This window comes from Aliiroseovarius sediminilitoris, from assembly GCF_900109955.1.
GTDB classification, from domain to species: Bacteria; Pseudomonadota; Alphaproteobacteria; order Rhodobacterales; family Rhodobacteraceae; genus Aliiroseovarius; species Aliiroseovarius sediminilitoris.
The window spans coordinates 2,305,870-2,318,553 of the sequence record NZ_FOJB01000001.1; the positions used below are offsets into that span (position 1 = coordinate 2,305,870).

The following is a 12,684-nucleotide window of genomic DNA, read 5'->3' on the forward strand; positions in this document are numbered from 1 at the left end:
CCTTCAGCCAAGTCAGGTGGTCTTCAGGGTGCTGTACCCCGTCAGCACCAGATAAATCAACGCAGCCGCCACGATGATGGATGGGCCCGCCGGCGTGTCATAATGGAGCGATCCCCAAAGTCCAGCCAGACTGGCAACCCAGCCAATCAAAACTGCCGTTACCGCCATGGCAATCGGCTTTGTCGACACCAGTCGAGCCGCCGCGGCAGGAATGATCAGCAAGGCCGATATCAACAGCGCCCCGACGACTTTCAGCGACACCGCGACCACCACTGCGAGCGACAGTGTCAACACCATGCCTTCGCGGGTCGGATTAATGTCCGAGGCCGCCGCCAAATCGGGACTGAGCGTGGATAGCAGAAGTCGCGACCAGCGCCACGCGATCAACCCGGCAATTGCGACGGCTCCACCCCACACCAGCACAAGATCGGCACGCGTCACCGCCAGAATGTCACCAAACAGAAAAGACGCCAGGTCCACCCGCACACCGGGAGCAAAGGAAATCGCCACAAGCCCCGCCGACAGCGCCGAATAGGACAACACCCCAAGTCCGGTATCGGACGATTGTCCCCGCGCGGACATCCAACTGATCGTCAGTGCCATCGCAAGTGCAATGACCAGCGTGCCCAACCAGATGGGAAGGGCCATGAGCAACGCCATAGCCACGCCCAGGATGGCCGCATGTGCGGTCGCATCCCCGAAATATGCCATCCGGCGCCAGACGACAAACGATCCAAGCGGCCCTGTGGCGATGGACAAGCCGATCCCGGCCAACGCCGCGCGCACCAGAAAATCATCCAGCATTCGCTGTGTCCTTGTCCGTGGAATGATCATGCGTGCAGCCGTGATGCTCGTGATCATGTTCGTGCTGATACAAGGCCAGAGCACCCCGTGTGCCTTGCCCAAACAGCGCCCGGTATTCAGGCGCATCGCGCACCACATGCGGCGTGCCTTCGCAGCATACGTGACCGTTCAAGCATATCACGCGGTCCGACGCGCTCATCACCACGTGCAAATCATGAGACACCATCAGGACCGCGACACCCGTTTCGGTGCGAACAGCCTCAATCAGCTGATAAAATGCGGCTTCACCATTCTGGTCCAACCCTTGCGTGGGTTCGTCCAGCACCAGAATATCCGGTTTCGACAGCAACGCCCGCGCCAGAAGAACGCGTTGCAATTGCCCGCCTGATAACTCCGACACTTGTTGGTCGGCCACATTCCGCACGCCAACACGCCGCAACACTTCAGCCTGCTCTGCAAGGCTATGCGGTTTGGGTAGGTTCAGGAAGCTGGTTACGGGCATCGGCAAACTGGGATCAAGTGCAAGTTTCTGCGGGACATAGCCAACGACCAGACCCGGTTTTTTCGTAACCTCTCCTGAGACGCGCAACATCCCCAACAAGGCACGCAACAAGGTGGACTTGCCGGACCCGTTGGGACCGACGATGGTCACGATCTCGCCGGGTTCAATGGTGAGATTCACATCGCTCAGAACCAGCCGCCGCCCGTGCGAGACGGATAGGTTCCGGGCCGTGATCAAACTCATGCGGCCGCCTCGGCCGAACACGTCGGGCACAGGCCAAGCGCTTCGATATTGGTGCGTTCGACGGCAAACCCAAGGGCGCTTGCGATGCGATCCACCTCGTCCCGAACAGATTGCCCCGGCACCTCGGCCACCGCCTTGCACGCCTTGCAGATAAAGAAAACCGGCGCATGACTGTCACCGGGGGAGGTGCAAGCCGCAAAGGCGTTCAGCCGTCGAATGCGATGCACAAAACCTTGCTCCACAAGAAATTCCAGCGCCCGATAAGCGACCGGGGGTTGGCTTCCGAACCCTTCGACGGACAGACGATCCAGAACGTCGTAAGCCCCCATCGCGCGGTGCTCCTCCAGCAGGATTTCCAACACGCGTTTGCGTACAGGCGTCAACCGCGCCCCGCTTTCTCGGCACAGATTTTCGGCGCGGGTCAAAACGTCGTGGGTACACGCCGCGTGGTCATGGGAGTGAAAGGCACAGGACGGATCTTGATCATTCATTTGGATTTGACATCCCAGTTTTGTAATATTATCACTTTATAAATGGTATAACATCACACCCCCAACCACAAGGCCCAACATGAACCGCTTCATCCTGCCCGCGCTCATTTTTTTTGCCACGCCGCTTGCTGCAGACCCGCTGCGAGTTGTGACCGACATCGCCCCCGTGCATTCGCTCGTCTCAACGGTGATGGGCGATCTGGCAGAGCCCGATCTATTACTGCCCCAAGGGGCAGAGCCGCATGATTTCCAGTTGCGCCCTTCACAGATGCGCGCGCTGTCGCAAGCCGATCTGGTGTTCTGGGTCGGGCCAGACCTGACGCCCTGGTTGGAACGCGCCTTGACCGGCGTCAGCCCCGCCGACCGGGTCGCGCTGCTGGACGCGCCCGGAACAGTTCTGCGCCAGATGGACCGCGCACAAGATCCACACGCATGGCTATCGCCCGAAAATGGGACCGCCTGGCTAAACGAAATTGCCGAAACGCTCGCTCGGCATGATCCCGAGAATGCCGACCTTTATCGCGCTAATGCGGCTGACGCACTGTTGCGCCTGCAAAAGACGGAAACCGAGATCGAGGCGCAGCTCGCCCCTATCCGCGATCACGGCTTCATCGTGTTTCATGATGCTTACGGCTATTTCACAAGTCACTTTGCCTTGTCGCCGCTTGGGGCCGTGCGCGAAAGTGACAGCGCGCCACCTTCCGCTGCACGTATGACCGAGATCAACAAGCTTTTGGCCAGCGGCAAGGTCCGATGCGCCTTCGCGGAGGCAACCGAGGATCAGGATATGATGCGTGACCTCGTGGATGGGACCGACGTCGGGTTCGGCGTGCTGGACCCAAACGGCGCCAGCCTGTCCCCCGGCCCCAATCTTTACTTTCAGCTTCTGCGTTCGCAAGCCAACGCATTGTCGGATTGTCTAAGCGGGACACAAGATTGATTACCGGGAAAAAGGGCGCCATCTGGCACCCTTTCGTGATCGTTCCGGGTCTTAGAAAAACGCTTGCAGCCCTGTCTGTGCACGTCCAAGGATCAGCGCGTGCACGTCATGTGTGCCTTCATAGGTGTTCACGGTTTCAAGGTTCACCATGTGGCGGATCACGTGAAACTCCTGACTGATCCCATTGCCGCCATGCATATCACGAGCGTGGCGCGCGATCTCCAGCGCCTTGCCGCAATTGTTGCGTTTGATCAGGGATACCATCTCTGGCGCGGCTTTTGCTTCGTCCATCAAACGTCCCACGCGCAGCGCGGCTTGCAACCCCAGGGTGATCTCGGTCTGCATATTGGCCAGTTTCAGTTGGAACAACTGCATCTGAGCCAGCGGCTTGCCGAATTGCTTGCGGTCCAACCCATATTGACGGGCGGCATGCCAGCAGGCCTCTGCTGCGCCCATCACACCCCAAGCGATGCCATACCGCGCCCGGTTCAGACAGCCGAACGGACCTTTCAGCCCCTCGACATTGGGCAAAAGCGCATCCTCGGACACCTCGACATTCTCCATCACAATTTCGCCCGTGATGGACGCGCGCAAGGACAGCTTGCCTTCGATCTTCGGGGCAGACAGACCTTTCGCGCCCTTGTCCAGCACAAAGCCCTTGATCTTGCCGCCATGCGCATCGGATTTGGCCCAGACCACAAACACATCCGCAATCGGTGCATTCGATATCCACATTTTTGAGCCGTTCAGCACATAACCGCCATCGACCTTCCTGGCCGTGGTTTTCATGCTGCCAGGGTCTGACCCCGCATCAGGTTCGGTCAGTCCAAAACAGCCAATCCATTCGCCGGCCGCCAACTTGGGGAGGTATTGCTTGCGCTGCGCATCCGTGCCGTAGGCATAGATCGGATACATGACGAGCGACGATTGCACCGACATCATCGAGCGGTAGCCACTGTCCACCCGCTCGACCTCGCGCGCCACAAGGCCATAGGCGACATAGCCCGCACCTAGCCCGCCATATTCTTCAGGGATGGTGGTGCCCAACAATCCCATCCCGCCCATCTCGGCGAAGATCGCGGGATCGGTTTCTTCCTTCTCGAACGCTTTCGTCACGCGCGGCAACAGCTTCTCCTGTGCATAGGCATAGGCGCTGTCGCGGATCATCCGTTCGTCTTCTTCAAGCTGAGCTTCCAGCAGGAAAGGGTCATCCCAATTGAAGCTGGACAGGTCCGGGCGGGATTGCGGGGCGAGATCGGCCATGTCTCACGCTCCTTTCGCGTTGACGGCAGCCTCGATCGAGGCTTCAAGGATATCAAGGGCTTCGTCCAGTTGATCCATCGGAACGGTCAACGGGGGCAGTAGCCGCACAACATTGGCGCGCGTGCCGCAGGGCAGAATGATCAGCCCACGCGCCTCGGCCTCGGCCACGATGGCTTGGGTCAACGCGGCGTCGGGTGCGTTCGTGTCACGATCTGTGACCAGTTCAAACGCGACCATCGCACCCAGACCGCGCACATCGCCGATGGCCTCCATGCCCTGACGGGACGCAATATCGTTCAGGCGGGCCATGATCTTGTCGCCAATCTCGGCAGCTCGCTCGCAAAGGTTTTCTTCCTCGATCACGTCCAGCACAGCGTGCGAGGCCGCAACAGCCAACGGGTTGCCACCATAGGTGCCGCCAATGCCACCGACGGGGGCGGCATCCACAATCTCTTTTCGGCCCGTAACGGCGGACAGCGGGAAGCCCCCAGCCAACCCTTTGGCCATGGTTACAAGGTCGGCTGCCACGCCCGAGTGTTCAAAGCCGAACATCTTGCCGGTCCGCGCCATGCCTGCCTGCACCTCGTCTGCGATCAGAACGATGCCATACTCATCACAGATCTTCCGCAGCGCACGCAGGAATTCTGGCGGCGCAATGTTGAAGCCCCCTTCCCCTTGCACAGGCTCGATGATCATCGCAGCAACCCGTTCCGGATCAATCGAGCTTTTGAATATGTTGTCGAGCACCGACAGAGAGACTTCGACCGAGGTGCCGTGAAACGCGTTCGGAAACGGAATGTGCACGACTTCGGGCGGCATCGCACCGAACGCTTTCTTGTAAGGCGTCACCTTGCCACAAAGTGCCATCCCCAACAGCGTCCGCCCGTGAAAGGCACCAGTGAATGCGATCACTCCTGACCGTCCGGTATGCGCGCGCGCCATTTTTACAGCGTTCTCAACGGCTTCGGCGCCGGTTGTGACCAGCATGGTCTTCTTGGCAAAGTCACCGGGCGTGGCGGCATTCAGACGCTCGGCAAGCTTAACGTAGCCCTCATAGGGTGCGACGTGGAAACAGGTGTGAGTGAAGGCTTCGGCCTGCTTGGCCACCGCTGCCATCACCTTGGGGTGGCGGTGCCCGGTGTTGTTTACCGCGATGCCTACGGCAAAGTCGATGAACCGCTTGCCATCGACATCCCACAGCTCGGCATTCTCCGCGCGCGCGGCATAGATGCCACGCGTGGCAACCCCATTGGCGACAGCTTCATTGCGCCGTGCCTTCAATTGTTCGGTGTTCGACATGCGATCCCCCATTTCGAAATTTGATTCCGCACCATATTGCGCAAAATTCTGAGCAATGCTATCAAAATTTTGCGCAAGATTTACGAAGGCGGAGGTTTGCGCAGACTGCACAATCGCAGCAAGACAGAGGAGAGCACATGCAGGATGAGTTCGATGTCGGCGGGCGACTGAAATCGCTCAGACAGCAATTTGGCTTGTCTCAAAGACAGTTGGCCGAGGCCGCGAATGTCCCGCATGGTCAGATCTCGATGATCGAACGGAACCACTCGTCCCCGTCCGTCGCCTCTCTGCGCAAGATATTGGGCGGATTGAACATGTCCATGTCCGAGTTTTTTGAACCCGAAGCGCCCACGACTCATCAAGTATTCTTTACACCCGTCGAACTGCGCGACCTGACATCGGCGCTGTATCAGGACAATGACGCCGCGCTGCGGATGATTACCATCAAGCAGGTGGGCGACGCCAAGGCGCACGGACTTCAGGTGCTGCACGAGCTTTACGAACCGGGCGCGGACACCGGTGAAACCATGATCGAACATGAAGCCAATGAAGGCGGGATCGTCATTGAAGGCGAGTTGGAGATTACGGTGGGCGACGCCACCCGCGTTCTGAAAGCGGGTGATGCCTATCTGTTCAACTCGCGCGAACCGCACCGCTTTCGCAACATTTCGGACCGCCCTGCGCGTATCGTGTCCGCCTGCACCCCGCCATACCTCTAGGAGCCGCCATGCACCCGCTTGAAGGACTGAAAGTCGTCGAACTTGCCCGTATTCTGGCCGGGCCTTGGATCGGTCAGTCACTTGCCGATCTGGGCGCCAATGTGGTGAAGGTCGAAAGCCCCGATGGCGATGACACCCGCAAATGGGGGCCGCCGTTTATCGAGCGTGATGGCGACCGGACCGCCGCTTATTATTACTGTGCGAACCGGGGCAAGGACTGCGTGACGGCCGATTTTCGCACACCCGCGGGTCAGCAGATCGTGCGTGATCTGGTCAAGGACGCCGACATCCTGATCGAGAATTTCAAGGTTGGCGGGTTGGCCAAATACGGGTTGGACTATGGTTGCCTGTCCGCACTGAACCCGCGGCTCATCTATTGCTCGGTCACGGGGTTCGGTCAGGATGGACCCTGGGCGAAGCGGGCAGGATATGACTTCCTTCTGCAAGGGCTTTCGGGACTGATGTCCGTCACGGGCGACCCGCAAGGGCATCCCCAGAAGGTAGGCGTTGCCATCACCGATATCGTGACCGGTCTTTATGGCACAATCGGCATTCTGGCCGCTGTCGAACAACGCCACCGCACCGGGCACGGGCAGCATGTGGACATGAGCCTTCTGGATTGTGCCACCGCCATGATGGCCAATCAGGCGATGAACTTCCTTGCGACCGGCACCAGCCCGAACCGTATGGGCAACGAGCATCCGAATATCGCCCCCTATCAGGCATGTCCGGTAAGGGATGGCTACATCATTCTGGCCGTGGGCAACGACGGGCAATTCCAGCGTTTCTGTGAGGTGATCGGGCGGAACGATCTGGCGAAGGATGCCCGCTTCGCCACAAATCAGGACCGCGTGGCGAACCGCGCGGACCTGACGCCGCAGATTGAGGCGGCGCTTGCAAACCGGTCCATGGCCGACATCCTGATCGCCCTTGAAGACGCCACCGTCCCGGCTGGCCCGATCAACACAATGGAACAGACCTTCGCCAACCCACAGATTCAGCATCGCAATATGCAGATTGCCCCGGACGGTGTACCCGGGGTGCGAGGTCCTTGGGTGTTCTCGGATGCGGAACTGAACCTTGAGCGATCGGCTCCCATTCTTCCGAAATAGCAAAGGGCAAGCTTAATGTGCTGCCCTTTTCATTGCTGTCAGCCTCGACGGATCATTCGAAAACTGCCGACGGATTGTCCAAGCTCTCAGATCCCTCGATCGACACGCTATCGGCCCCGACCAGCGCCACTGCACGCTCGATATTGCGGGTTTGCGCCACCAGATGGTCAATCGCGTTCTGAACCAGTGCACCACCCGGATGCCCCGCCCCCAGCATCTGGTCATAAGACGTGCCAGCGTCGGCGACGGTGCGGATGTCACCCAACGCAATCATGGTTCTATCCATGTCACCCAAAAGATTGTTGGCCAGTGTTTCGTCTTTCTCTTTCACCAGGTCATACAGCGACGGACCTTCGATGACCGAACCATTGACCCGCACATAACGCCCGGTGTAGACGTTGCGAATGCCGAGCCCGTCAAAATAATGCGAGTTATGGGTGTTGTCCGAGAAACAATCCTGTTCTTCTTCCGGATCGTTCAGAAGCAGGCCAAGTTTCATTCGTTCGCCCGCCAGTTCGCCATAGGACAGGCTGCCCAACCCGGTGAAGGCCATAACGATGCCCCGGTTGGCATCCGCGATCGCGTCAGAACGCCCCTGCCCGCCTTCGGACCAATTGGCGACCGCATCCCGAAGGTCCAAGACCAACAGGTCCGTGGCTGCCTTCAGATAAGCCGCACGGCGATCACAATTGCCGCCGGTGCAATTTTCCGTATCGAAATCCGTGACTGGTCGCTGACCTGCACCATGATCCGTGCCCGACAAATCCTGACCCCACAACAGGAATTCGATAGCGTGATAGCCCGTCGCCACATTGGCCTCGATCCCTTCAATCTCGTGCAGGTTTTCCAACAGTTCAGGGGTAATTTCTGAGGCATCAATGCTTGCACCAGCAACGGTCAATTCAGGGTTCGCAATGATATTTGCTGTCGAAAACGGGTTTTCGTCATTGGCCCCCAGATCGGTTGAAACATAGTCGATCAGCCCTTCGTCCAGCGGCCACGCATTTACCTTGCCTTCCCATTCATCGACCGAGGGGTTGCCAAAGCGAAACGCTTCGGTCTGTTGATAAGGCACACGGGCGGCCAGCCAAGCGGCTTTGGCGGCGGCCAGACTGGTGTCAGTCGGTGCGGCCAGAAGCGCATCGACCGCTGTATTCAATTTCTGTGCCAGAGCAAGGCTGTCTTCATACCCCGCCCGGGCAATATCGGCATAGTTGTTCAGGATATCTTCCGGCGTAGATGCCTGTGCAAAGGCCATGCTGCAAAAAAATGCGGTGGTTGTGTAAAGCGACGTTCGGAACATGGAACCCTCGTTGTTGGTGTTTCGAACCCGCTATAGATGAGTTATTTTGTCAGGTAAAGCAATCTTGATTATTTTTGTCGGATATATTCTGACCGGTTTTTCCGCCGAAAACGTTTCACACGCACGTGATGCTTATCAGGGTGCTACAGGCGCTCCAGCTTTTCCAATGCATCAAGCAACGCCTCGAATTGTTCCTGCCCAAGATGGCGCACGTAGCCGTCTGCGATCTGCCCAGCCCGGTCGCGATTGTCGTCAATGATTTGTTGCCCGGCTGCGGTGATCTCAAGCATTTGCCGCCGCCGATCTGCCTTGTCTCGGGTGCGCGTCACCAGACCGTTCGCGACCATCGCCTGAATGATCCGCGTCAAACTGGGCAAAAGCAGGCTTGTCCTTTCACCCAGATGGGTCGCATCCAGCGCACCGTGCTCTGACAACACGCGAAGAATGCGCCACTGCTGTTCTGTGATGCCAATGGGTGCAAGCATCTCGCGCACAGGTCCCATGACCTTTTCGCGGGCGCGCATCAATGCAATTGGCAGGGATCGCCTGGTGGATGGCAACTTGGCCCGCGTCGGTCCTGTTTGTGATCTGGGCATCAATGCTCCTCGAATTTCGATGACGGTTTCATAAGAAAAGCGACGGCGGTCGGGATCAACCGCTAACTTTCATTTGGCAACGACGAGGCTGGCGCACCGACATCAGACAGGCCTTCAGTGCTACACGCTTGGCCGTTCGCCTCAACGGAGGCTCGCGCTTAATGATAAAGCTCATATCCTTCTCAACTTTTACTAGATTTAGCCCAAACAGTGCCGCGATTGCATCGCATCAGACCAGACAAGACAAGAAGGGCAAGCAGCCCACCCTGTCATCGGCCTTTCTATCCGCTATTGACGAAATCGTTAACGTAGAAATTAACCAAGTGTTAAGATAAAGATAAACTTGAAGGAGAACCGCCCGGCAAAAAAGCTAGAGCCTTGGAACAACGGGTTTTCCAATAAATAACAAGGACATGGGGATGGCCAAACAGAAAGTTGCCGTGATTGGCGGGGGCGTAGGTGCAATTACGGCAGTTTATGCCATCACGCAAACGCCAGATTGGGACAAAAAATACGACATCACGATTTATCAATTGGGCTGGCGCAATGGTGGCAAAGGGGCCAGCGGGCGCAACGCGGAATATGGTCAGCGTATCGAAGAGCACGGATTGCATGTTTGGGCCGGATTCTATGACAACGCATTTCGCAATATGCGACGCTGCTATGAACAATTGGTCGAATTGGGGTTGCGTAAGGAAAGTGATCCTTTGGGGACGATGGACAAGGCGTTCAAACCCCTGTCCCATCTATTTCTCGCCGAGCGGGTGCCGACAACCTCACTGGACGAAAACCAATGGCGCCCTTGGGTGATTGATCTGCCCGGTAATGACAAACAGCCGGGATCGGAAACACAAGTCCCCGACCCGTTTCAAATGATGATGCGCATTCTTGAGATCGTTATCGAATTTATGAAGAAGGGTGAGTTGGAAGACGGCCCGCATCACCAGTTGGGCATCGCGCTGCCATCAGGACTGCTGGGCCACCATCAGTCCATCCATCGCCACGTGGCTTCGATGCCTGCTGATCCGGCAAAGCACACCGCCCGCGATACGAATATCCTGCTGGACTTCATCGACGCCGCCCAAGCCGCTGTCCACGCGATGGAAACGCCTGAAAACATTCAGGACGACGCGAAGCGACGTGGCCTCTATCTGGTGGATATCGGGCTGGCCTATATGCGTGGAGTCGTCGGGTCTGACACCTTCACCAGCGGATATGATGTTCTTGATCAGTGGGAGTTCACCGACTGGCTGCGAATGAACAACGCAAGCGATCAGGCGCTGGATTGGGTTGCCATTCGCGGATGTTACGACTTCGTTTTCGGCTTTCCACAGGGCAACACAGACCGGCAGGGCGACACCGGCGCAGGCACCGCGATCCGCGCGATGTCGCGTCTGATCTTCACCTATTCGACCGCGATCTTTCACAAGATGCAGGCCGGGATGGGCGACACGATTTTCGGTCCTTACTATCAGGTCCTGGCTGCAATAGGTGTGAAATTCGAATTCTTCTGCGCCGCCCGCGATCTTCATCTGAACGATATCGGCACACGCGTTGATCGCCTTTCAATGGTCCGTCAGGCCAAGGTCAAATCAGGAAACTACGAACCCTTGGTTGACGTGGGCGGCCTGCCCTGCTGGCCGTCCGAGCCGCTGTGGTCGCAACTTGTAGATGGCACCGAACTGAAAAAACAGGGTATTGATTTCGAATGCGAAAAATCCCCGCCGACCGGCACACCATTTGAACTGAAGCGTGGCAAGGATTTCGATATCGTGCTTCTGGGGGCCTCGTTGGGATCGCTGCCCTATATGACGCGGGAGCTGTCGGCCACGTCAGACCGGTGGCGCCTGATGCTGGACCGGGTAAAGACCGTCGGCACCCACGCGGCCCAGCTTTGGCTGAACAAATCCGTCAAAGATATGGGGTGGGAGGATCGGGTGGAAGTCCACAACAGCCCAACGGCCATCCCTTCATCGCCCATGCGGACGATCATCACCGGATTTGCCGAACCGCTGGACACTTGGGCGGACATGTCCCACCTGATCCCGCACGAGGCTTGGCCCGATCCTGGCCCGGCTTCAATTTCATACTTCTGCGCGCCTGCGCCGGACGGCGAAACATTGGATGAGTTCAACACCAATGTCGCATCGTGGATGGACAAAGACCTGCCGGAGCTTTGGCCCAAAGCAAGAAAACGCGGCAAATTCGACAAAGCGCTTTTTCACGACAACCCCGAGTCCGCCGTCTATTCGCGCGTCAATATGTACGGGTCAGAGCGCTATGTCCTGTCCGTCACCAACAGCGTTTATCATCGCCTCGCCCCGTCCGAGAGCGGGTTTTCAAACCTCTACCTCGCCGGAGACTGGACCCGTTGCGGGCTGAATGCGGGATGCGTTGAAGGGGCAACGATGTCGGGGATTGCCTGCGCATCTGCCATCACCGGGGTCGATCTTCTGAATGTCGGAGCCGAAGATATTCCCCGCGAAAACACCCTGCCCGAAAAGGCGATGTTCCAGACGAACTCGATCTCCGGCACCTCATGGCCGTTGACGCCGTTCTTTGCACGTGGCGAGATGACGGGCGTTTTCTTCTTTTATGAAAGGCCCCGCGACGAGGTGCAGACCATGCTGCCCGACGGTATCTATCTGGGTCACTGCCCGATGGTGCGACCGGGATACCACCCTGTGGGCATGTCCTTTTGTAGCTATCACAATGTGCGCGGGTCCTTCATTCCAAACTTTCTGGCAATGCGCCCATACGGAGAAGCGACCTTTGCCATCCCCTACACGCATACGGATGAAGGACACGCGGCACCGTTCTTGTATCCGCGCCGTCTTTACGTCAACAATTCGTCGGCCATCTTTGCGGGCAAATTCTTTTATGCGATGCCCAAGTCGAAGGCGGAAATCAACGTCGAAAACACCCGTTTCACCGCCTCGAATGCGGATGCGTTGTCGATTGATTTCTGCGCCGAGCAGCATCGCGATCCGGTCGCCTTGTCGGGGCACGCGGCACACGGGGCCATATCGGACCTGCTGGACATGACATTCGTCACCCGAAATACGCGTGGGCAAATGTTCTATAACGCGTTCGATCTTCAACTTGACCGGTCCTATGTTGCACCGATATCGGGCGAGGTTTCGGTCACAGATCCCAGTGCAGATGGCTTTCCGGATACGCAGATGGAAGTCGGACCGCTCTTAAATCATCGCGATATGAGGCTTCCGGGTGCCTTCCGAATTTGGTGCTCTTGGTCGATGACAAACCCGTTGGATAGCCGACGCGTCAGACACGCTGCACAAGCACGGTCCTGGGTGCGACGTAACGATTGAGGATATAATGCAGGTTATAAACTGTTTGGCATGTTCCGAGCCGCTGGCGCAGGGGGCGAAGTTCTGCGGGAACTGCGGGG

11 protein-coding genes are annotated in these 12,684 nt (G+C 57.8%); 4 read left to right on the plus strand and 7 right to left on the minus strand.

The window, feature by feature from the left end; genetic code table 11:
- Nucleotides 1–12 precede the first annotated feature (12 nt).
- Genes BMY55_RS11405 through BMY55_RS11415 form a run of 3 tightly spaced genes read right to left on the minus strand, consistent with a single transcriptional unit; the run spans nt 13 to nt 2,040 of the window.
- Nucleotides 13–804 carry a metal ABC transporter permease gene (locus tag BMY55_RS11405; protein WP_091430740.1) on the minus strand — a complete coding sequence of 264 codons (792 nt, stop codon included), beginning with the start codon at nt 802–804 and terminating at the stop codon, nt 13–15.
- Complete coding sequence (locus BMY55_RS11410) at nt 794–1,549, minus strand: metal ABC transporter ATP-binding protein (RefSeq protein ID WP_091430742.1); 756 nt, start codon at nt 1,547–1,549, stop codon at nt 794–796. Before BMY55_RS11410 ends, BMY55_RS11405 begins: the two co-directional genes overlap by 11 nt.
- Nucleotides 1,546–2,040: a transcriptional repressor gene (locus BMY55_RS11415; RefSeq protein WP_091430743.1), complete on the minus strand. Its 495-nt coding sequence runs from the start codon at nt 2,038–2,040 to the stop codon at nt 1,546–1,548. Before BMY55_RS11415 ends, BMY55_RS11410 begins: the two co-directional genes overlap by 4 nt.
- A gap of 79 nt (nt 2,041–2,119) precedes the next feature.
- On the opposite strand from BMY55_RS11415, the gene BMY55_RS11420 reads away from it, so the two are divergent.
- Nucleotides 2,120–2,980, plus strand: a complete 861-nt coding sequence (locus BMY55_RS11420) for a zinc ABC transporter substrate-binding protein (protein WP_091430745.1) — start codon at nt 2,120–2,122, stop codon at nt 2,978–2,980.
- Between the two features lie 51 nt (nt 2,981–3,031).
- Here BMY55_RS11420 and BMY55_RS11425 read toward each other — a convergent pair whose 3' ends face one another.
- Nucleotides 3,032–4,243, minus strand: coding sequence for an acyl-CoA dehydrogenase (locus tag BMY55_RS11425; protein WP_091430747.1), 1,212 nt, complete (start codon nt 4,241–4,243; stop codon nt 3,032–3,034).
- A 3-nt stretch (nt 4,244–4,246) separates the two neighbouring features.
- Nucleotides 4,247–5,542, minus strand: coding sequence for a 4-aminobutyrate--2-oxoglutarate transaminase (gene gabT / locus BMY55_RS11430; protein ID WP_091432450.1), 1,296 nt, complete (start codon nt 5,540–5,542; stop codon nt 4,247–4,249).
- Nucleotides 5,543–5,679: 137 nt separating this feature from the next.
- Between gabT and BMY55_RS11435 the strand changes: the two genes are divergently transcribed.
- Together BMY55_RS11435 and BMY55_RS11440 are read left to right on the plus strand one after the other, a co-directional pair.
- On the plus strand, nt 5,680–6,261 hold the full coding sequence (locus BMY55_RS11435; protein WP_091430748.1) for a cupin domain-containing protein: 582 nt from the start codon (nt 5,680–5,682) through the stop codon (nt 6,259–6,261).
- An 8-nt stretch (nt 6,262–6,269) separates the two neighbouring features.
- Nucleotides 6,270–7,373 (plus strand): CaiB/BaiF CoA transferase family protein, encoded by a 1,104-nt coding sequence (locus BMY55_RS11440; protein WP_091430749.1) that lies wholly within the window; start codon nt 6,270–6,272, stop codon nt 7,371–7,373.
- A gap of 52 nt (nt 7,374–7,425) precedes the next feature.
- Here BMY55_RS11440 and BMY55_RS11445 read toward each other — a convergent pair whose 3' ends face one another.
- The gene (locus BMY55_RS11445) at nt 7,426–8,631 is read right to left on the minus strand and encodes an imelysin family protein (RefSeq protein ID WP_245744726.1); all 1,206 of its coding nucleotides are present in this window, start codon (nt 8,629–8,631) and stop codon (nt 7,426–7,428) included.
- Between the two features lie 188 nt (nt 8,632–8,819).
- Nucleotides 8,820–9,272: a homoprotocatechuate degradation operon regulator HpaR gene (gene hpaR, locus BMY55_RS11450; RefSeq protein WP_091430752.1), complete on the minus strand. Its 453-nt coding sequence runs from the start codon at nt 9,270–9,272 to the stop codon at nt 8,820–8,822.
- Nucleotides 9,273–9,691: 419 nt separating this feature from the next.
- On the opposite strand from hpaR, the gene BMY55_RS11455 reads away from it, so the two are divergent.
- Nucleotides 9,692–12,604 carry an acetoacetate decarboxylase family protein gene (locus BMY55_RS11455; protein ID WP_177179331.1) on the plus strand — a complete coding sequence of 971 codons (2,913 nt, stop codon included), beginning with the start codon at nt 9,692–9,694 and terminating at the stop codon, nt 12,602–12,604.
- Nucleotides 12,605–12,684 lie beyond the last annotated feature (80 nt).

Bases quoted from the DNA above. Each gene is read 5' to 3' on its own strand.
- BMY55_RS11405 (WP_091430740.1), bottom strand. From the start codon at position 804: ATGCTGGATGATTTTCTGGTGCGCGCGGCGTTGGCCGGGATCGGCTTG.
- BMY55_RS11410 (WP_091430742.1), bottom strand. From the start codon at position 1,549: ATGAGTTTGATCACGGCCCGGAACCTATCCGTCTCGCACGGGCGGCGG.
- BMY55_RS11415 (WP_091430743.1), bottom strand. From the start codon at position 2,040: ATGAATGATCAAGATCCGTCCTGTGCCTTTCACTCCCATGACCACGCG.
- BMY55_RS11420 (WP_091430745.1), top strand. From the start codon at position 2,120: ATGAACCGCTTCATCCTGCCCGCGCTCATTTTTTTTGCCACGCCGCTT.
- BMY55_RS11425 (WP_091430747.1), bottom strand. From the start codon at position 4,243: ATGGCCGATCTCGCCCCGCAATCCCGCCCGGACCTGTCCAGCTTCAAT.
- gabT (WP_091432450.1), bottom strand. From the start codon at position 5,542: ATGTCGAACACCGAACAATTGAAGGCACGGCGCAATGAAGCTGTCGCC.
- BMY55_RS11435 (WP_091430748.1), top strand. From the start codon at position 5,680: ATGCAGGATGAGTTCGATGTCGGCGGGCGACTGAAATCGCTCAGACAG.
- BMY55_RS11440 (WP_091430749.1), top strand. From the start codon at position 6,270: ATGCACCCGCTTGAAGGACTGAAAGTCGTCGAACTTGCCCGTATTCTG.
- BMY55_RS11445 (WP_245744726.1), bottom strand. From the start codon at position 8,631: ATGGCCTTTGCACAGGCATCTACGCCGGAAGATATCCTGAACAACTAT.
- hpaR (WP_091430752.1), bottom strand. From the start codon at position 9,272: ATGCCCAGATCACAAACAGGACCGACGCGGGCCAAGTTGCCATCCACC.
- BMY55_RS11455 (WP_177179331.1), top strand. From the start codon at position 9,692: ATGGCCAAACAGAAAGTTGCCGTGATTGGCGGGGGCGTAGGTGCAATT.